General features: G+C 69.0%; 20 protein-coding genes and 1 pseudogene. 16 read left to right on the plus strand and 5 right to left on the minus strand.

Going from position 1 to position 18007, the window contains the following annotated elements; translation table 11 throughout:
- The first annotated feature begins 193 nt into the window (after positions 1–193).
- The 7 genes from AB0B55_RS23595 to AB0B55_RS23625 are packed head-to-tail and all read left to right on the plus strand — an operon-like array spanning position 194 to position 5881.
- Positions 194–1786: a cell division protein FtsK gene (locus tag AB0B55_RS23595; protein ID WP_357173766.1), complete on the plus strand. Its 1593-nt coding sequence runs from the start codon at positions 194–196 to the stop codon at positions 1784–1786.
- On the plus strand, positions 1783–2025 hold the full coding sequence (locus AB0B55_RS23600; protein ID WP_357173769.1) for a hypothetical protein: 243 nt from the start codon (positions 1783–1785) through the stop codon (positions 2023–2025). Before AB0B55_RS23595 ends, AB0B55_RS23600 begins: the two co-directional genes overlap by 4 nt.
- Before the next feature lie 5 nt (positions 2026–2030).
- On the plus strand, positions 2031–2222 hold the full coding sequence (locus tag AB0B55_RS23605) for a hypothetical protein (protein ID WP_357173772.1): 192 nt from the start codon (positions 2031–2033) through the stop codon (positions 2220–2222).
- The gene (locus AB0B55_RS23610; RefSeq protein ID WP_357173775.1) at positions 2219–2758 is read left to right on the plus strand and encodes a DUF2637 domain-containing protein; all 540 of its coding nucleotides are present in this window, start codon (positions 2219–2221) and stop codon (positions 2756–2758) included. The genes AB0B55_RS23605 and AB0B55_RS23610 overlap by 4 nt, the downstream gene beginning before the upstream one ends.
- Positions 2755–4503 (plus strand): replication initiator, encoded by a 1749-nt coding sequence (locus AB0B55_RS23615; protein WP_357173778.1) that lies wholly within the window; start codon positions 2755–2757, stop codon positions 4501–4503. The genes AB0B55_RS23610 and AB0B55_RS23615 overlap by 4 nt, the downstream gene beginning before the upstream one ends.
- Positions 4503–4685, plus strand: a complete 183-nt coding sequence (locus AB0B55_RS23620) for a helix-turn-helix domain-containing protein (protein WP_279519016.1) — start codon at positions 4503–4505, stop codon at positions 4683–4685. The genes AB0B55_RS23615 and AB0B55_RS23620 overlap by 1 nt, the downstream gene beginning before the upstream one ends.
- Positions 4685–5881 carry a tyrosine-type recombinase/integrase gene (locus tag AB0B55_RS23625; RefSeq protein WP_357173782.1) on the plus strand — a complete coding sequence of 399 codons (1197 nt, stop codon included), beginning with the start codon at positions 4685–4687 and terminating at the stop codon, positions 5879–5881. The genes AB0B55_RS23620 and AB0B55_RS23625 overlap by 1 nt, the downstream gene beginning before the upstream one ends.
- Before the next feature lie 1347 nt (positions 5882–7228).
- On the opposite strand, the gene AB0B55_RS23630 is transcribed toward AB0B55_RS23625, so the two are convergent.
- Complete coding sequence (locus AB0B55_RS23630; protein WP_357132656.1) at positions 7229–7420, minus strand: hypothetical protein; 192 nt, start codon at positions 7418–7420, stop codon at positions 7229–7231.
- A gap of 426 nt (positions 7421–7846) precedes the next feature.
- On the opposite strand from AB0B55_RS23630, the gene AB0B55_RS23635 reads away from it, so the two are divergent.
- The 4 genes from AB0B55_RS23635 to AB0B55_RS23650 all read left to right on the plus strand — a co-directional run bounded on the left by AB0B55_RS23635 (position 7847) and on the right by AB0B55_RS23650 (position 10590).
- Positions 7847–8248, plus strand: coding sequence for a hypothetical protein (locus AB0B55_RS23635; RefSeq protein WP_357173785.1), 402 nt, complete (start codon positions 7847–7849; stop codon positions 8246–8248).
- Between the two features lie 162 nt (positions 8249–8410).
- Entirely contained in the window at positions 8411–8968 is a 558-nt protein-coding gene (locus AB0B55_RS23640; RefSeq protein WP_357173788.1) for an HNH endonuclease, read from the plus strand.
- A 225-nt stretch (positions 8969–9193) separates the two neighbouring features.
- On the plus strand, positions 9194–9868 hold the full coding sequence (locus tag AB0B55_RS23645; protein WP_357173791.1) for a hypothetical protein: 675 nt from the start codon (positions 9194–9196) through the stop codon (positions 9866–9868).
- 41 nt (positions 9869–9909) lie between these two features.
- Positions 9910–10590: a hypothetical protein gene (locus AB0B55_RS23650; RefSeq protein ID WP_357132668.1), complete on the plus strand. Its 681-nt coding sequence runs from the start codon at positions 9910–9912 to the stop codon at positions 10588–10590.
- Here the strand turns inward: AB0B55_RS23650 and AB0B55_RS23655 are convergent.
- Positions 10569–10682, minus strand: a pseudogene (locus tag AB0B55_RS23655) (DUF397 domain-containing protein); the annotation flags it as partial. The gene AB0B55_RS23650 and the pseudogene AB0B55_RS23655 overlap by 22 nt on opposite strands.
- 5 nt (positions 10683–10687) lie before the next feature.
- Between AB0B55_RS23655 and AB0B55_RS23660 the strand changes: the two are divergent.
- Positions 10688–10864 carry a hypothetical protein gene (locus tag AB0B55_RS23660; protein ID WP_357173794.1) on the plus strand — a complete coding sequence of 59 codons (177 nt, stop codon included), beginning with the start codon at positions 10688–10690 and terminating at the stop codon, positions 10862–10864.
- Complete coding sequence (locus AB0B55_RS23665; protein ID WP_357173797.1) at positions 10861–11136, plus strand: hypothetical protein; 276 nt, start codon at positions 10861–10863, stop codon at positions 11134–11136. The genes AB0B55_RS23660 and AB0B55_RS23665 overlap by 4 nt, the downstream gene beginning before the upstream one ends.
- Before the next feature lie 29 nt (positions 11137–11165).
- On the opposite strand, the gene AB0B55_RS23670 is transcribed toward AB0B55_RS23665, so the two are convergent.
- A complete protein-coding gene (locus AB0B55_RS23670) occupies positions 11166–11960 on the minus strand; it encodes a helix-turn-helix transcriptional regulator (RefSeq protein WP_357173800.1) in 795 nt (264 codons plus the stop codon).
- Between the two features lie 68 nt (positions 11961–12028).
- On the opposite strand from AB0B55_RS23670, the gene AB0B55_RS23675 reads away from it, so the two are divergent.
- Positions 12029–13081, plus strand: coding sequence for a zinc-binding dehydrogenase (locus AB0B55_RS23675; protein ID WP_357132680.1), 1053 nt, complete (start codon positions 12029–12031; stop codon positions 13079–13081).
- Between the two features lie 105 nt (positions 13082–13186).
- Positions 13187–13789: a hypothetical protein gene (locus tag AB0B55_RS23680; RefSeq protein WP_357173803.1), complete on the plus strand. Its 603-nt coding sequence runs from the start codon at positions 13187–13189 to the stop codon at positions 13787–13789.
- A 128-nt stretch (positions 13790–13917) separates the two neighbouring features.
- Here AB0B55_RS23680 and AB0B55_RS23685 read toward each other — a convergent pair whose 3' ends face one another.
- Positions 13918–14274 (minus strand): hypothetical protein, encoded by a 357-nt coding sequence (locus AB0B55_RS23685; protein WP_357173806.1) that lies wholly within the window; start codon positions 14272–14274, stop codon positions 13918–13920.
- Positions 14275–14446: 172 nt separating this feature from the next.
- Here AB0B55_RS23685 and AB0B55_RS23690 point away from each other — a divergent pair, with 172 nt between their 5' ends.
- A complete protein-coding gene (locus tag AB0B55_RS23690) occupies positions 14447–14911 on the plus strand; it encodes a hypothetical protein (RefSeq protein ID WP_357173809.1) in 465 nt (154 codons plus the stop codon).
- 64 nt (positions 14912–14975) lie between these two features.
- Here AB0B55_RS23690 and AB0B55_RS23695 read toward each other — a convergent pair whose 3' ends face one another.
- Entirely contained in the window at positions 14976–17771 is a 2796-nt protein-coding gene (locus tag AB0B55_RS23695; RefSeq protein ID WP_357173812.1) for a TIM-barrel domain-containing protein, read from the minus strand.
- Between the last annotated feature and the right edge of the window lie 236 nt (positions 17772–18007).

Genomic DNA, 18007 nt, shown 5'->3' on the forward strand with positions numbered 1-18007 from the left:
CGGGGCTGTCAGGTCTTGGCGGACGGCAGCCCCGCCCCGGTGTCTCTTCCCCCTGCTCTGTCGAGAGAGGTACAGACGTGTCCAAGGGTAGGCGTCGGGCTGGCCGTGGCTGGCCTCGGTGCGGTGTGTGTCAGGCCCGGTTCAACTTGGCCGGAGGTGCCAAGTGATCGGGCGGCCTCGCGGTGAGGTGTTGATGACCTCGGCCGGGGATCTGCTGGTGATTCGGCCGAAGAAGCTCAAGCTGCCGCTCTGGATGGTGCTGCTCGGCCTGCTGCTCAGGTGGTCCGGGCGGGTCCTCTGGTGGTGCCTGCGGCACCCGGTGTCCACGGCTTCGATGCTGCTGGCGCTCTGGCTCTACGTCGAGTTCGACTGGCCCGGCCTGGTAGTGCCGCTCGTGCTGTCGGCTGCGGTGTCGGCGGTGTGGCGTTGGCGTGACGAGTCGTCCTGGTGGACCTGGCTGGCGGGTCCGCTGCTCGGCTCCTGGCGGCGGGTGTTCGTCTACCGGCGGGCCTGGCGCGAAGCCGTCACCCTGTGCGGACTAGCCGAGATGTACGACCATCGTCCCGTCCTGCCCGAGCTGCTGCGGGTGCGTTCGGATCAGGCGCTCGACGTGCTGACCGTCCGCATGGTTCGAGGACAGACGCCGGAGCAGTTCCAGGCGGTCAGCGCCAACCTGGCGTACGCGTTCGGCCGGCGGCACGCACGGGTCTACTCCGAGCGTCCCGGCGACCCGCCGACCCGGACCGGCCGGGGCGCCTGGTTGCTGCGGCTCGTCGACCGGGTCCGGTATCGGGACCGCCCGACGCTGGTCTACCTGGCGTTGGTCCGTACCGATGCGCTGCGGACTGTGGTTCCGCCGTTCGCGGTGCCGGCGGTGCCGGACTTCACCGCGCTTCCGCTGGCGCGGCGGGAAGACCTGCGTACGTGGTCGCTACACCTGCTCGCCACGCATGTCCTGGTGGGTGGTGCGACCCGGTCCGGTAAGGGGTCGGTGTTGTGGTCGCTGGTCCGGGTGCTCGGTGGTGGGATCGCCTCCGGCCTCGTCCGGCTGTGGGTGATCGACCCCAAGGGCGGGATGGAGTTCGCGCTTGGCCGTCCGATGTTCGCCCGGTTCGCCGGCAGGTCGTTCGAGGCCATGGCCGATTTGCTCGACGAAGCGGTGGAGGTGCTGCGGGAGCGGCAGAACCGGCTTGCCGGCCGGGTTCGCGTCCACACCCCGACCGAGGCTGACCCCCTGGTCGTGGTCGTCATCGACGAGATGGCCGCGCTCACCGCGTACCTGCAAGACGTCGAGCTACGCAAGCGCATCGCGTCGTCGCTGGGGCTGCTGCTGTCCCAGGGGGCCGGGGTCGGCGTCCTGGTGGTGGCCGCGTTGCAGGACCCGCGCAAGGACGTACTGCCGTTCCGGGATCTCTTCCCGACCCGGATCGCGCTGGGCCTGACCGAGGCGTCACAGGTCGACATGGTTCTCGGTGACGGTGCCCGCAAGCGGGGCGCGCTCGCGGACCAGATGCCCCGGTGGGCCAAGGGCGTCGGGTACGTGATCCTCGACGGCACCCCCGACCCGATGCGGGTCCGGTTCTCGTACGTCAGCGACGACGACATCCGCGACATGGCCCGGCAGTATCCGGCCCCGGCCGACGCGTCGGACATCCTCGCCCAGGTCGGCCGGGAAACCGCCACCGAACCGGTCCGGCTGCCGCTGCCTCGTAAGCCGTCCGGGCCGCTGCTCCCCGAATCCCTGCGCAACCTGCTCGACCGGGACACCGGAGGCGACGCCCGATGACCGGCCGGCGCTTCTACCGGCTGCGTACCCCCGAACCGGTCACCGCCGTCTCCGTCCGCGTCGACCCGGAGCGACCCGACCCGTACCCCGTCTATCTGGCGGTCGGTGCCGGCCGGCGACGGATGGCCCTGACCCCCGACGAGGCGTGGGCGCTGTGGCGCTGCCTCTCCGAAGCGGTCGCCGCGCTCGGCACCCCACCCGACTACATCCGCACCGACATCCGACCGGCCCGGAGGTAACCACCGTGAACCCCCTCACCCGCCTCATCGACCGGCTCCGGCGACCGCTGCGCATCCGGCTCGTCGGCCCCTCCGACCAGACCGCCGCCGCCCTGCACGGCGTGGCGCACATGGTCAACCGCCGCCCCGACATGAACGGCCGGCGCATCCGCATCGACCTGACCATCCGCGAAAAGCCGCTGGAGGAATGGCGATGAGCAACAGCACCGAATCGGCGGTACGCCTGCTGATCCTGCTCGCCATCGGCACCATGGCCGGTGCCGCCGCCTTCACCCACGTACACGACCTGTCCGTCGCCCACGGCCAACCCGACTGGATCGGCTGGGCCAACGCGGTAGCGGTCGAACTGATGGCGATCTACCTCGGGCTGGAGATCCGTGCCCGGCGGCGCGCCGGCCGCCCGGTCGGCCTGGTCGGCTCACTCCTGGTGGCGTTCGCGCTGCTGTCCCTCGCCGCCCAGGTCGCAGAAGCCGAACCGTCGGTCTGGGGCTGGACCGTGGCGGCGGTGCCGTCGCTGGCGTTCCTCGCACTGGTCAAGGTCGTCCTGTCCAACGCCCCGGCCACCCCGCCGGTCGACGAGCCGGACCAGCCGACCGCGTACCAGTACGAGGAAGCCGCCCCCGTTGAGCCGGGCCGCCCGGCAGAGCCGATGCCGTCGACCGCCCCGGCCGTGGTGCCACCGCGCGCTGTCGTCCCGTCCAACCGGCCGCACGTCGTCGGGATCATTCAGTGACCGCTCCGACCCTGCCCGGCCTCGAACCCGCCCCGACCCCGGTTGCGCCTCGGCCGGGGTCGCGGGCGGCCCGCATGGCGCTACCCCGCTCGGTCGACGTGCTCAAGGAGATCGCGGCCGAGTACGGCGTCTGCGTCCGGCCACTCGCCATGCGCCGCACGGATCTCGCCACCGGCCTGACCGAGGTCATCGACCTGCCCTGTGGGGCGACCCGGGAGGACAAGTGCGCGCCGTGCGCCAAGAAGAACCGCCGGCTGCGGCAGGCCCAGATCCGCGAGGGCTGGCACCGCGACGACGAGCCACTACCGCCGCCCGAGCCGGCGACCGAGGAACAGAAGGCGCTTGTCCTGCTGCGCGGGCACCTGGAGTTCTCCCGTGACGAGGCGTCCCGGGCGAGCCAGTGGGACCAGGTCACCGACCTCGACGAAGCGATCCGCGAGGTGGAAGAGGCGATCACGGCCGAAGGACTCCGGGGCCGGATCGCGCCGCCACACTCGGCCGGCGACGAGGACCAGGACGACGAGGACAACGGGCGGCGCCGCAAGCGCTCGACCCGGCGACGGCAGGATGCCCCGGACCTGCCTCGCCGCAAGGTCGAGCGCCGCACGGTCGGCAAGACCTACACCGCGCCGGACGGCTCGACCTACCGGCCGTCGATGTGGCTGACGCTCACCCTCGACTCGTACGGCCCGGTCCGCCCGGACGGCACCCCGCTCAACCCGGACAGGTACGACTATCGCCGCGCTGCCTGGGACGCGGTGCACTTCCCCCGGCTGCTGGACCGGTTCTGGCAGAACCTTCGACGATGCGAGGGCTGGAACGTCCAGTACGCCGGCTGCGTCGAGCCGCAACGCCGCCTCGCCCCACACGCCCACTTCGCCATCCGAGGCACCATCCCGCGCGACGTACTGCGGACGGTGGCGGCGGCGACCTATCACCAGGTGTGGTGGCCCTCGGTCGACGTGCAGCGCTACACCCTCGACCGGCTCCCGGTCTGGGACGAGCAGGCGTCGGCGTGGGTCGACCCGGACACCCGCGAGCCGCTGACCACCTGGACGGAAGCGCTCGACGCGATCGACGAGAACCCCGACGCCGAACCGGTGCACGTCGTGCGCTTCGGCGCCCAGGTCGACGCCCGCGGCGTCATGCCCGGCACCGAGGACGCCGAGCGGACCATCCGGTACGTCACGAAGTACATCACCAAGCACACCGGCGACGTCCATACGACGACCAGCGGCCGGCAGCGGGCGCACCTGGACCGGCTGTGGCAGGAACTCCAGCTGACCCCATGCACCGACCGCTGCGCGAACTGGCTGCTCTACGGCGTACAGCCTCGCAAGGCACACGCGAAGCTCAAGCCGGGCCGCTGCAAGGGCAAGGTCCACCAGCGGGACACCCTCGGCATCGGCGGCCGGCGCATCCTCATCTCCCGCGACTGGTCCGGCAAGACGCTCTCGGACCACAAGCACGACGCGCGGGCCTGGGTGCGGACGCTGCTCGGCGTGAGCGTCGGCCTGGATGGCGTCGACGACCAGGGCGCGACCGTCGAACCGGTCCGGCACGCCTGGGAACTCGCCCGGCCCGACGACCCCGACGTGGGTCCGCTCGCGCACCGGCTCCTGCGCTCGATCAGCGAACGCGCCCGCTGGCGCTCCGAACTCCTCGCGGCAAAGGACCGGGCCGCGCAGCTCCCCGACGCCGCACCGAGAACAGGAACGGACAACACAACGGGGGAGAGGCTTTGATGGCGGCGAACGATGGGCTCTGGACGGTCGCGGACGTGGCGGCGTACCTGCGAGTGCCAACCGAGACGCTGTACCGCTGGCGAAAGGTCAAGTACGGCCCGCCGGCGGCCCGAGTCGGCCGACACCTGCGGTACGAGCCAGAGACGGTCCGGTCCTGGGTACGTGAGCAGGCGGCGGCCTGATGGGACACGTAGAGGACCGTTGGTACAAGGTGATCCGGCACGAGGGTGGCCGGAAGGAGCGGATCAAGTCGGATCTGTTCGGCAAGGGGATGCGCTACCGGGTTCGGTACATCGGCCCGGACGGCCGCGAACGTAGCCAGTCCTTCCCCGACCGGGCGAAGCGCGAGGCAGACGCGTTCCTCGTCTCCACCGAGACGGACAAGCTTCGGGGCTCCTACGTCGACCCGTCCGCCGGTCGGATGGCCTTCGCCGAGTACGCCGAGAACTGGTTGCGCACGCGCGCTTTCGACGAGTCGACCCGGGAAAGTACAGAGTTTCGGGTACGCAAGCACCTGCTGCCGTTCTTCGGCTCGCGGCAACTGGCCGCGATCAAGCCGGGACATATCCGTGAGTGGGATGCCGGGATGGTCGGCAAGCTGGCCCCGGCGACCCGGGCGGTCGTCTTCGCCCACCTGCGGACTATCCTCGGCGCGGCCGTCGACGACGAGCGCATCGCCAAGAACCCGTGTTCGGCAAAGTCGGTCAAGCCGCCGCGACCGGTACAGCGTCGGGTAGTGCCCTGGCGGTACGACCAGGTTTCGGCAATCCGCGGTGGCCTCGCCCAGCGGTACCGCCCGATGGTCGACCTGGGGGCCGGCTGCGGGCTGCGGCAGGGGGAAATCCTCGGTCTCGGGGTCGATGACATCGACTTCGACGCGGGCTGGGTGCACGTCTCCCGTCAGGTCAAGCTCGTCCGGTCGCGGCTCGTCTTCGGGCTGCCCAAGAACGACCGGGACCGCCGGATTCCGCTGCCTGACTCCGTCGCCCGGGTGCTGCGGCAGCATATCGACGACTTCGCGCCGCTGTCGCTCACCCTGCCTTGGGAGGACCCAGCCACCGACGATCGGGTCACGGTGCCGTTGCTGTTCACCAGCACTCGCAGGGGTGCGATCAACCGGCGCACCTTCGACAACAAGAGTTGGCGACCGGCTGTCGTGGCGGCCGGCATCACGCCGACACGTGCCACCGGGATGCACGCGCTACGCCACTTCTACGCCTCGTCACTGCTGGACGCGGGGGAGAGCATCAAGGCCCTCGCGTCATACCTCGGCCACGCCGATCCGGGCTTCACGCTCCGGGTTTACACCCACCTGATGCCGGCCAGCGAGCAACGAACCCGCACGGTAATCGACAACTTGTTTGACCAGGCAAGCTAGATGGCGCGTATCAGCCGATCGCGTCACGAGATCACGCTCCTACTCGGAGTTACAATCGCTGGGCAAGGACATTCACGGTGAGTGTCCCTACCAGAGCTAGGCATCCGTCGTTACGCGTCTGCCAGGTTGTGGTCGGGACAGTCATGTCCCTGAGCAAAAGGAGAACCGATGGAGAACATCGACCGCCACTGCGATGGGTGACGCCGGATGATCGAGGGATCATGGGACTTGTAGAGGGTGAGGTGAGCACCGGGCCTAAGAGCGCGTCGCGATATCGCAGTGGTGACAGCATTGCCGCGATATCGATGACCCTCGGTGCGCTCGGTGGGATCACTTGTTGCCTACCTGGCTACGGCACCGGTCGTGGCCGCAGTCTGTCTTCTCGGCCGAGAGGTCGTCCGGACGGTTGCTGATCACAAAAAGCGCCGCATGGAGTTCCGTGAGCCGGCCGCACAGTTTAATGCTGTGCTACAGCATCTGATCCAGTCGGGGCTGCCAGCGGTTGATGCGGTTGATCTTACTAGGCAGATCACTCGCGACTGGTGGAGCGGAGGATGGGGCTCCGACTCGACCATCTTGGATCACGGATCTCGCGGGAGAGCACGTAGCGTGGCTCCGTCTATGGGTGACTCTCCCCGCTCCAGTCGCCGTAGATCGCGACGACCCCGGGGCCTCAAGCCCTAACCCGTACGGTGGACGGCCTGGTGACGGCCCGCAGCGGCCGTCGCCGGCTCCCGCCCCAGGTCAGCGGGCATCTCGCCGTCAGAATCCGGCGTACAGGTCGACTCGTCCGTCGCCCACCAGCTCAGAGGCCTGATCAAGGCTCTGAGCTGGTTCTATGTTCGGGCGTCGATGGTCATTCATGGTCAACATCGGGCGGCGTTTGACGCCCTGGAGACGCCCTGAGCGCGAGCTCAGTTGACCCCCTTTCGCGTTGGGCTGGCTGTGCCGCTGTGGGGCCTCGCGGGGGCGGGCCGCGCCCCTGCGGGTCGACGGCGGACGGCGCTGACGGCCGAGGGCGGACACCACATTGAGCGTGATGCCTGTGAGTCATCAAGATGACTCACAGGCATCACGCTCAATGGAGCGGGTGGCTCCGATCCGGCCGGACCACGGGCCCGCGAGCGGCGCGCCACCAGCGGCCGAAGCGGCCGGCGCTCGGTGGTCCTGAAGTTGGGGCCGGCGGCTGTGGGGGAGGGGCGGGCACGTCTTGGCGGTGGAGCCGGTGCCGCGACCCGGTGATGCGGTGGCAAGCCTGTCCCGGGGTTGGACTGGCGCGGCAGTCGGAAGCCCTGCCCCCGATGGCAGTCGAGGTGCCGGCTTCCGTACCGCTCGCTGGCAAACCGGCTACGCGAATCTCCCGGTGCCGCCCAACCGAATGTCCAGGTCTCGCAGGAGGGCGCCGAGCCGTCTGCTGGTCTCGGCGTCCATGGAGGGGATCGGTCTGCCTGCGGCCTGATGCTCGCCCAGGTCGTAGAGCGCGATGCGAAGGTCCTCGGCGGTGGCGAGGTCGAGACGCAGCTCGATCGGGTCGTCCATGCTGTGACCGTAGGACTCTGCCGGGCCACATCCGTGAGTGGGACGCGAACATGGTCGGCAAGCTGGCCCCGGCGACCCGGGCCGTGGTCTTCGCCCACCTGCGGACCATCCTTGGCGCGGCCGTCGACGACGAGCGGATCGTCAAGAATCCGTGTTCGGCAAAGTCGGTCAAGCCTCCGCGACCGGTGCAGCGCCGGGTGGTGCCGTGGACGTACGACGAGGTTTCGGCAATCCGCGGTGGCCTTGTCCAGCGGTATCGCGCGATGGTTGACCTGGGCGCCGGCTGCGGGCTGCGGCAGGGCGAGATTCTGGGGCTCGGTGTCGACGACATCGACCTCGACGCGGGATGGGTACACGTCTCACATCAGGTCAAGCGGCCGCTCCCGGCTCGTCCTCGGCCTACCCAAGAACGACCGGGACCGCCGGGTGCCGCTGCCGGACTCCGTCGCCCAGGTGCTGCGGCAGCACATCAAGGACTGCGAGCCGGTGACGCTCACCCTGCCGTGGGAGAACCCAGCCGACGACGAGCGGGTCAGCGGCCGCTTCTGTTTACCAGCACCCGGCGAGGTGCGATCAACCGGCGCACCTTCGACAACAAGAGTTGGCGCCCCGCCGTGGTGTCGGCCAGCATCACGCCGACCCGGGCCAGCGGCATGCACGCGCTACGCCTCGTCGCTGCTCGACGCAGGGGAGAGCATCAAGGCGCTCGCGTCGTACCTCGGCCACGCTGATCCCGGGTTCACCCTCCGGGTCTACACGCACCTGATGCCGGTCAGCGAGGAACGCACCCGAAACGCGATCGACACTCTGTTCGGTAAGGGATTGTGAGCAGGCGCGCTCCCGCCGGCCACTGCCACAGGATGTTCGCTGGCCGAATTTCGTCGTAGGCGTGGGCTAACCTCCCGCCGGGCGATGGACGCACATGGGGAGGACTGGATGGGGCAGAGTCGCGGAGTGATGCCCAGCCTTTACCGGGTAGCGGAGTACTGGATGTCGCGATACGAGGTCGTCTTCCCTGATCTCTACGCCACCTACATCGGTTGGGGTGAGCCGTTCTGCTTCAGGTGCAGCTGGCTAGCACCCGTTGACGACACGCAGGGGAGCCTTGCTGCGGTATGGGGTTCGGCAGGTGGATGGCTGGAGAGAGCGCATCTGCACGACTGGGCGCTCGGTGGATCAAATGAGCCGGACAACTTGGTGCCACTGTGCCGGCAATGCCACGACATCATGCCGGAGTTCTCGTGCAGGCAGTCGGCGATCTCCTATGTTCGCGATGGTGTGCGGAAGAATAGTTGGTGGCAGTTCTATACCGATGGGGCATTTGGGGCAAGCGCCGGTTTCCCTAACCCTCCCTTCAAGGCCAAGCTGATGCGTGATGCCTACGTGCGTTTTATCGAGATTGAGAGGCTGATCGCGGCGGCCACCAAGGGTGATGAGCGCGCCGTGGCGCGGGTGCGAGGGCTGCTGGGCGACGAGTCCTGGCCGGCCCTTCCCCCGGGATTGCGCGATCGTCCGGCCATCGACTCGGACGCCCTGGCCACGCCCTAACGAGGTGTCAGGCGAACGAAGCGCCTGCTCAGGGCACGTTTCGCGTTCATAAACCGGCGTACAGGGTCGACTCGTCCGTCGCCCACCAGCTCAGGGCCGTGATCGAGGCTCTGAGCTCAACGCTCCAGGGAAAAAGGTCGCCCGGCCGGTGAACCATAACGCCGCTCGTCCCGTTGGAGTGCCGACAGGCATCTGCATCGGTAGTCTCCGGGAGGGCCAGCGCTGATGAACAACTCGGGAACTGTCGGCCTTGAATACATGTCAAATGCCGACTCGTACAACGGGCCTTCTGATTTTGTTTCGAACCCCAGCACGTTCTATCGTCCCGTCGAGATGGGCGCGGCCATCCGATTCTCGGCCCCGCCCATCAAATCGCGTGAGTACCGGAAAGCCCTGAAAGAGTTGAAGGACGCGGTCAAGAGGGGTTCGGATCCAGGGCTGCAAGAATATCAACGGAATGATCTGGGCAGGCTAGTGGGAAAGATGGATGCGGGAACGCCTCCACGGAATGCTGATCATGCATTCAACATGATGTGGTACCTTCGCGTCAACGTGCGTGATTACCCGACGAGTGGGCCAACGTTCCAGAAGATTGAAGCGTTCTATAAACTGCACTCTCCACAACTCGTCCACGACAAATATCACCGACCGTCGGCGCGGCACGATATCGAGCCGTCGCGGTCGCAAGGTGAGGCTGCCGCCAGCGGAGACCTCGGCCGTAGGGTCGGCTTGCGCGAGAAGGCCAAGATCGGAACATCCGCCTTCGTGGAATTGGCCTCGATGCAAATGACTGGGACGGCCCATTTGTCCTACGACGGCGATGAAAAGTTTGGAACCCGACTCCGGGACAGGTTTAACAACAACGTCGACGAAACTAGAAGAGCACCTGGTCGGAAGTAGTGATGTCGGCGTATTCGACGTGAGGGCGGTAGCGTCCCGGGGTGAGCTTCGGCACCTACGCCCGCCGCGTGCGCGACGCTGCGCTGCCGTACCGGCACCGGGTTGGCGCGTTGAGGTCGTGCGTGCAGTTGTACCGACCGATCGGCTTCCACGCCACGCTGAGTTTTCTCGAGGAGATCGCTGGACCGTTTCACCGCGACGAGGCCGCGTTGCTGCGCGCGTTGGACGCTCTCGTGGCGAGCCGTGCGGGCTGGCATGCCGATCTCCGCGACTACACCGCCGAACGGAAGCTCGCCAAGCACCGGGGCCAGCGGAGCCTTCGTCCGACTGAGCCGAACCCGAACGGCTCTCCTCGCTGTTGGTACGGCGCCCCCGGACCGGCTGCCCTGCACGCCGTGCGGTACTGGCAACGTCATGAGGCACCTGCGCTGCTGGCAGAGCCGGATTCGACCACCTTGGAGCTGGCCGCCTGCGTCACCGCGTCCCTGGAAGCCGGCGGCGCACTGCTTCCCGCCCAACGAGAAATGTTGAGCGCAATCGTCGAAGCGCTACGGCAGCGGATGGGACCTGAGACGTGGCGCGATGACTCGCGCGCCTACTACCGGGCTTTCAACCTGCTGACGGTCGCACGGCACCTTGAGACGGCGGCCGATGCGGCGCCCACATCCGTCGGCATCGCGCGACCTGAAACGGTCGCGGGTTACGGCCGCGCGGCGACCTGAGCGACGAACGCCCGCCAAGCCGACGGACCGAAGGTCAGTGCCGGACCAGCAGGGTCTTTGCTGTCCCGTACGCCGACGATGCCAGGCAGATTTATGCGTGATCCGCGAGTTGCCCGAGCGGCACACGTACGACGGGTGGGTCTGGATCGAGGGTTACCAGCTCAACGCGGCGGGCGACGCGGTCGCGCGGCGCGAGTTGTACGTGCGACGGGCGGGCGTGTGGGCGCAGGCCCTGCCGGCCGGACATCGGCGAGGCACGGTGCGGATCGGATGAACGCCCGCCCCCGCCCGCACCTGCCGATGCGTCCGAGGCGGCTGTGCCGCAACTGCGCCGCACCCTGGCCGTGCGGCCCGGCCCAGCTCACTCTCACGGCCGAGTTCTACGGCCACTCCGTCGCCTTGGCGTTCTACCTGGCCGCGTCGATGCACGATGCGGTCGACGACGCGTACGGCCTGGGGTTGCGCCCGAACCTGCCGGCGATGCACGCCAGGTTCCTCGGGTGGTTGTCCCAGGCCCGGCGGCCTCGCCGGTCCGGTCGGGCTTGAAGTCCTGTCGGCGGCCTACACATGACGGCTCACGCGGGAACTGTCGCTCCCGCAGAGAGGTCGGTGCTGTCCGGCAGGTGGTAGACCACCAGCGTCTGTTCGGGTCGCTCGGCGACGTGGAACGCGGCGTGCGATACGGCGATCACACCCAGTCGGGGATGCCGGAGGCGTTTGCGGCCCGCGTGGCTGAACTGGATGTCGTACTGCGGCCACCACTGGCGTACCTCGGGGCTGATCTCGGTGAGTTCGGCCACGAGCCGGGTTACCCGCGGGTGACCGGGATGCTGTCCGGCGATCGCCCGCAGCCGGGCCAGGATGCTGCGCGCCTCCTGTTCCCAGTCGACCAGCACCTGGCGGGCGACGGGCTCGGTGAATACCCAGCGTACGACGTTGCCACCCGGCCCCACGCCCTGGAACAGCTCCGCTGCGGCGTGGTTGGTCGCGAGTACGTCGTAGCAGATGCCGGTGACGTACGCGGGGTTGTTGCCGAGCAACGCCGGAACACCGGCGATCTCGGGTGTCGCCTCCTCGGAGACGTCCTGCTCCGGCGCGGCTCCTGCGCCGGCGAGGTGGTGCAGGTGTTCCTGCTCGGCGTCGGTCAACCGCAGCGCTCGGGCGAGGGCGTCGAGCACCTGGCCGGAGGGGCGGACATCGCGGCCCTGCTCGAGATAGGTGAGCCAGGTGGCACTGATACCGGCCAGCAGGGCCAGTTCCTCCCGGCGTAACCCTGGTGTGCGGCGGCGCCGCGTGACCGGCAGACCCGCATCGGCTGGGGCTATCCGCTCGCGCCGGCTGCGAAGGAACGTGCCCAGCTCCTTGCTCACCCTGGGACCTCCAATACCAGAATAAAGCGGCTCTGGATACCACTCTAACGAGTCGTCAGGCTTGTCCCATGCGTGCTTGGACTGTTGCTTCAGAAGACGACGACGTACAGCTTTCCGATGTTGCCTCGCCGACCCTTCAGGGCGGTGGCGTGCTCGTGGAGGTGCTCGCCGCGCACCTGCCGGCGTACACGAAAATGGTGGTGAAGGGCAACCGCGGCGGCCTGCCCGTGCCGCTCATCCTGGGTCCCTCCTGCGTCGGCCGGGTGACTGACGTTGCGCCCGACGTGTTCCACGTCGCCCCGGGCGACGTCGTGCTGGACACGGCGCTGCTCGACGCGGGCGGCGGAGACGAGATCCTGGTGGGCTGGGTCGGCCTTGGCGGTTCCGGGGCCGGCAGCGAGCGGACGGATCGCATGCGTACGGTGTGGCGCGACGGTGTCTTCGCGGAAACGGCGCTGTGCGCCAAGGAAACGCTCGTCAAGCTGCCCGGCGCGGAGAACTACCCGGACCCGGCCCGTCTGTCGTTTGTGCCGTGGCTCTGCATCGCCGCCACGGGCCTGCACGCGGCGGGTCCGCTGACCGGCCGCGACGTCGCGGTGATCGGTGCGACGGGCCAACTCGGCGGCGCGGCGGTGCTGATGGCGCTCGCTGAGGGCGCCGCGACGGTGACAGCGGTGGGCCGCAACAAGGGGGCGCTCGACCGGCTGGCCGAGCTCGACCCCCGCATGCGTATCCACCGGCTGACCGGCGACCGTACGACGGATGCGGTGGGTATCGGCCCGGTCGACATCGCCCTCGACGCCCTCGGCGCTACGCCAACGGCGGACGCGACCATGGCCGCCTACGACAGCTTGCGGGGGCGCGGCACTCTTGTGCTCATCGGCGGCGTACGCCAAGACCTCACCATCGGGTACGGCGACCTGATGCGCCGCAGGCTCACCCTGCGCGGCTCCTGGATGAGCAACGACGAGACCGTGACCAACGTGTGGAACCTGGTCCGCTCCGGACTGCTGGACCTCTCCGCGATCGAGATGCGGACGGTCGGCCTGGACGACCCGGCGGCCGCCCTCGACCTGGCGGAGCACACCACGGGCCTCAGCTTCGTAGCCCTCGTCCCCTGACCGTCTGAGGGTCGGCACCTGGACCTGCCCGTCGGCAGGGCGGCGCAGGTCAACCCCGGGTGCCCGCATCCGGGGTTGACCACGCGGTGTACGTTCGCCGCCGTTATGACCAGCGACCGCGACGCGACGCCCAGCGAGGTGGCTACGCCGACGTGGCGAGGCAACGTCGGCTGCCTCGCGGTCGTCGTGATGCTGTGCGCCGTCTGGGCCGGAGCGACGTTTGTGCTCGGCTCGGCGATCGACTTCCGGCAACGCTTCGTCCCGTGGTTCGCCGAGCTGGCTTGCCAGGCCTCCGGCTGCGGCCGGCTCCCTATGGTCACGATCGGCTGGGGTGTGCGGGCGACTGCTGTCGTTGTCGTGGCCGTGCTTGCGTTCGCGTTTCGGCCGCGTCGACGGCTCTTCTACGTTCTCCTGCTCCCAGCTGTGGGGCTGGTTGTTTCAGGTCTGTTGCTCTCGGATGTCACGTACAAGACTGGCCACGAGCCGTGGATGAGAGACCTCGTGGTCGGGGTGCCGAACGGAGACGCCCTCGTGGTCGGGATTCACTGCGGGACGTGGGCCGGATGGTTGGCGCTCTTGACTATGTGGCTCGCGAGCGGCCGCGTGAAGCACGGTTCACCCCGCAACGTCTGGGCGTGGCAGCTCGTCCGCCTTGCGGCGCCCCTCCTGATGCTGCCTGCCCTGGTGATCGCGCTGGTCCTAGCGTAGTTCCGAGCCGAGACCGGAAAGCATTGGCGAGGCATGTTGTCAGGTGTCCGGCCATCTGACCGGACCGCTGAGGCGCAGCAGAGCCGCTACCTCTGGCCGATCGTCCCGACTGCACCACAGGGTGAGGCTCAGGACCGAGGGTCTTCGGCGTCCCAGCCGAGATCGGCGAGTTTACGCAGGACCGCGCCAACGCGCGGAGTCCAGAAGAGCAGAACCTGGTCGCGTCCCTCGACCTGGAAGGAGACGGCGGTCGCCGGCAGCGGAAACCGTCCGTGCAGAGGTCGGTGCGGCAGTGCCTCCACCTGGACGTGCCGCAAGGTGTCCGAGCTGGTACGTGACGACAGGGTCAATGTGCTGTCGTCAACGTGCAGCTTGACCGTTGGCCAGGCCATCCGGCGGACAGCCCTGAGCGGGCTGCCTCGGGTGAAGTCGAGGCGGTCGACGTAGGTGAGCCCACCGCGCGTATCGAAGGCATTCGAGATCACTGAGGGATGGTAAGGGGGCGAGCACCGGGTGGGCGGGGTCGGCTCACCGTCCCGTGCCGCGGGGATGACGGTGGGGCAGTGCCGTTGGGCTTGCATCTGTTACCCGGGTACAGGCTTACCGTCGGGGCTATGAGCGATCGCCACGTCACGGCGGACGAGGCCTGGGTGCCGGATGCCTGCACCCTCCCGACGGCCCGAACGGCCGCTGCGGCTCGCCGAGTTCGATCGGTTCTTCACCACCGAGGTACGAGGCGTCGACCGACTGTCGGCGCGGCATCTGCGGTTGCGCCTCGACGGTGCCGCCCGGGTCGAGGAGTTGGCGCGGGACCTGGCGGCCCGAGAGTCGTCCTGCTGCGCGTTCTTCACCTTCGGCTTCTCCCGGCCGGACCCCGACCTGCTCGACGCCGGCAGACACCAGCACCGGGGCCGGTCCGACACCGGCCTCCAGGTGCGTGCCAGGGAGAAGCTTGTGGAGATCGAGCAGAAGTTGGCCGACCTGACGGTCATCCGCGACACGTTGCGGGACGCCATCTCGGCCGGCTGTGACGACCTGGTCACCTGCGCCGCAAGCACCTGCTGCCCCCTGCCCTTCGCCGAACTGGCGGAGCAACGTCAAGAGGGGAGCCGCGCCCGCTGAGTCCAGCCAAGCGACGAACCGGCCGGGTGGGTTGCCCCACCCGGCCGGTGTCAGGAACGCCGTCTCAGTGCTTCTTGAACACCGGCATGGTGTCCAGGGTGGTGGTGATGTTCTGCGTGGTGCCGCCCCGGTACGTCTTGCCGGTGAAGATGTCCGTCCAGGTGTTGCCCGGCGGGAACCACACCGACGTGGTGGCGGTGTCGCCCGGTGTCGTCACCGGTGCCACCAGGTAGTCCGGACCGTAGAGGTACTGCGAGCCGGCGGTGGCGTACGCGGCCTGCTCGTTCGGGTACGCCAGGTACATCGAGCGGACGATGGGCGTACCCGTGCGGGTGGCCTCCTTGGCGGCGGCGTAGGTGTACGGCTGCAGTTCCTTGCGCAGGTTCAGGAACTTCTTGGCCGACGCGTTGGCTGCCGGGCCGTACTGCCAGGGCAGCCGGTCGCTGTGGTTGGAGTGCAGCCGGTCGATCGGCTGGAACGTGCCGAACTGCACCCAGCGGGCGTACAGGTCGTCGGGCAGCTTGGTGCTGCCCGGTTCGCTGCCCGGCTCCCGCAGGCCACCGGTGTGCCCGCCGATGTCGTGGCTGACGGCGGCCAGCCCGGTCGCGGCCGACTCGCCCGGCGTGTAGCCGACCTCCATCTGCAGGGTCGACCAGTCGCTGGTGGTGTCGCCGGTGAAGTGCAGCGTGGTGCGCTTGTCGGCCCACGGTCCGGTCGCCACCGGGGTCGGGCTGCTGTAGCCGCCGGCCTGCAACGACCCGTACGCCCGGGAGAACGCGAAGCCGGTCTTGTCGGCGTACTGCTGGTTGATCCACGCGTCACCGGTCACGCCGGCGAGCGACGACGTGGTGTTGTCGCAGCACCAGTCCAGCCACCACAGGTCCGGGCCCTTGCTGCCCTTCGGGATCATCCCGTCGTGCAGCTGCATATACGCCTTGAGCTGGTCCGGGTCGCCGAAGTCGAACGTGTAGCAGTCCGGGCCGCCGTTGCAGCCGACGCGCTGGAGCTTGCCCTTCGCGGTGGCCTGCGCCTGGGCGAACTTCGGGTCCGAGCCGAGGATGCTCGGGTGGATATTGATGCCGGTGTGCAGGCCCTGCTTCTTCGCCCAGTCGAAGAACGCCTTCGGGTCGGGAATGCGGGTGGGGTCGATGCTCCAGCCGTTCCACTTGCCCGGCGCCTTGATGTCGGTGTCAAGGACAAGAACATCCATGGGTACGCCCTCAGCCCTGGCCCGGTCCACCAGTGCCTGGAACTCGGCGGCGGTGCGGTCGTAGTACTCGGAGTACCACACCCCGTACGCCCACTTGGGCAGCAGCTTCGTGGGGCCGGTCAGGGTCGACAGGTCCGCCAGGCCACGGGTGAAGTCCTGCCCGTACGCGAAGACGTAGCCGTCCTGCTCGGGAGCGGGCCGGGGCTTGGTGGTGCGCAGGGCCGAGGCCGAGTCGTCGAGCAGGTACCAGCCGTCCTGGTAGAGCAGGCCCGGTGCGGTGAGCGCGGAGCCGGTCACGCCGTCCAGCCCCCGGCGGTAGCCGCCGAGCGGCGCGTGCGGGGCGAGCAGCGGGGAGTCCTTGCCCGTGACGGCGACCGTGTCGACGTTGATGTTGCAGCTGGCGTCGGTGGGGCAGCCCAGCGTCACGGTGTTGGTGCCACCGTCCAGGTGGACCGGGACGGCCACCGTGTTCCAGTAGTCCCATCCGCTGGTCGGCGGCAGGGTCGCCGTGACCGGTGCCGCCGTCCCCGGCGTCACCGACATGGTGCGCGTCTGGCTCGGCTGGGCGCCGGCCTGGCCGTTGGCGTAGCGGATCTGCACCTGGTAGTCACCGGCGGCGGGTACGTCCGTCACGGTGAGCGCCACGGCGGCGCTGGTGTTCTCCAGGCCGGCCAGGAAACCCGTACCCGAAGCGCCGTTGTGGTCGTTCGCAGGCCGCGCGCCGCCGGCGAGCGCGCCGGTCTCGGCCTCTCCCAGGGTGCCGAAGCGCAGGGGCTGCGGCCGGGGTGCGGACGGCGCGGGGAACGGGTCACCCGGGTTGACCACCGCGAGGCTGTCGATGTTCACGTTGCCGGAGTCGTTGGGACCCCGCACGACGCTGATCTCGTGCCGGCCGGGGGTGAGGTCGACCGGCACGGTGGCCAGGCCCCAGGTGTCCCAGTTCGCGGTCGGCGGCAGGGTCAGCGTGCGGCCGGCGTCGCCGTCGACCTGCACGGTCAGGGTGCGGTCCACGTTCTGGCCGTCGCCGCCGGTGCTGTTGGCGTAGCGGACGGCGAGCTGCCTGGTGCCGCCCTCCGGCGCGTCGAGCGCGAACGTCACCGAGTCGCCGGACGCGGAGAAGCCCGCCGCGAAGCCGCGTCCGGTGTATCCCCGGTGGTCGGTGGCCACGCCGGGACCGTTGAGTTGCAGCGACTCGGCCTCGCAGAGCGCGCCGAACGCGCAGGCCGGCGCGGTGTGGCCGGCCCAGGGCTGGCCCTGCACGGTCTGCTTGCCGGTCTTGAGCCGCACGGTCAGGTTGTCGGCGGTGAACGCGCCCGAGCCGACCTGGTAGCGCAGCGTCATCGCGCCGGTGTCGATGGTGAGCCAGCCGTGCTCGACGCGTTTGGTGAAACGCGTACGGGTGAAGTCGTCGCGCCCGATGGCGTTGAACGTGGCGGCGTCGGTGAACCGGCCGTCCTTCTGGTACTCGGTGCGGATCAGGGTCGGGGAGAGCACTTCGAACCGTGCGTTGCCCGACCGTACGGCCTCGTCCTGCGCGCCGTGAGGTTTGGCCTGGGCGGGCGCGGAGGGGGCGAGCGCCAGGCCCGTGACGAGAATGCCGACCGCGGCGGCTGCTGTCGCCCGGCGGCGGGGTGAGTTCCGATAGAGCAAGATGCGCTCCTCGTCTCATATGGAGGAAATGAGTCGATGACAACGCTGTCACTCGCCTGAAACGCATGTCAACGGGCGGCAGCGGGTGTCTCTTCTCTCTTTCCGGCGCGATGTGCGGGCGGCCGGTACGCGATGTGGGCACGGCCGGTACGCGATGTGCGGGCGGCCGGTATGCGATGTGCGGGCGGCCGGTACGCGACGTGCGGGCGATGTGCGGGCGGCCTGCCTACGGCCGT

The organism is Micromonospora sp. NPDC049107, from assembly GCF_040648595.1.
Taxonomy (GTDB): Bacteria; Actinomycetota; Actinomycetes; order Mycobacteriales; family Micromonosporaceae; genus Micromonospora.

Excerpts from the sequence above, each read along its gene's own strand:
- AB0B55_RS23610 (WP_357173775.1), top strand. The coding sequence starts at position 2,219 with ATGAGCAACAGCACCGAATCGGCGGTACGCCTGCTGATCCTGCTCGCC.
- AB0B55_RS23620 (WP_279519016.1), top strand. The coding sequence starts at position 4,503 with ATGGCGGCGAACGATGGGCTCTGGACGGTCGCGGACGTGGCGGCGTAC.
- AB0B55_RS23645 (WP_357173791.1), top strand. The coding sequence starts at position 9,194 with ATGAACAACTCGGGAACTGTCGGCCTTGAATACATGTCAAATGCCGAC.
- AB0B55_RS23595 (WP_357173766.1), top strand. The coding sequence starts at position 194 with ATGACCTCGGCCGGGGATCTGCTGGTGATTCGGCCGAAGAAGCTCAAG.
- AB0B55_RS23625 (WP_357173782.1), top strand. The coding sequence starts at position 4,685 with ATGGGACACGTAGAGGACCGTTGGTACAAGGTGATCCGGCACGAGGGT.
- AB0B55_RS23600 (WP_357173769.1), top strand. The coding sequence starts at position 1,783 with ATGACCGGCCGGCGCTTCTACCGGCTGCGTACCCCCGAACCGGTCACC.
- AB0B55_RS23690 (WP_357173809.1), top strand. The coding sequence starts at position 14,447 with ATGCCTGCACCCTCCCGACGGCCCGAACGGCCGCTGCGGCTCGCCGAG.
- AB0B55_RS23665 (WP_357173797.1), top strand. The coding sequence starts at position 10,861 with ATGAACGCCCGCCCCCGCCCGCACCTGCCGATGCGTCCGAGGCGGCTG.
- AB0B55_RS23675 (WP_357132680.1), top strand. The coding sequence starts at position 12,029 with ATGCGTGCTTGGACTGTTGCTTCAGAAGACGACGACGTACAGCTTTCC.
- AB0B55_RS23630 (WP_357132656.1), bottom strand. The coding sequence starts at position 7,420 with ATGGACGACCCGATCGAGCTGCGTCTCGACCTCGCCACCGCCGAGGAC.
- AB0B55_RS23680 (WP_357173803.1), top strand. The coding sequence starts at position 13,187 with ATGACCAGCGACCGCGACGCGACGCCCAGCGAGGTGGCTACGCCGACG.
- AB0B55_RS23640 (WP_357173788.1), top strand. The coding sequence starts at position 8,411 with ATGTCGCGATACGAGGTCGTCTTCCCTGATCTCTACGCCACCTACATC.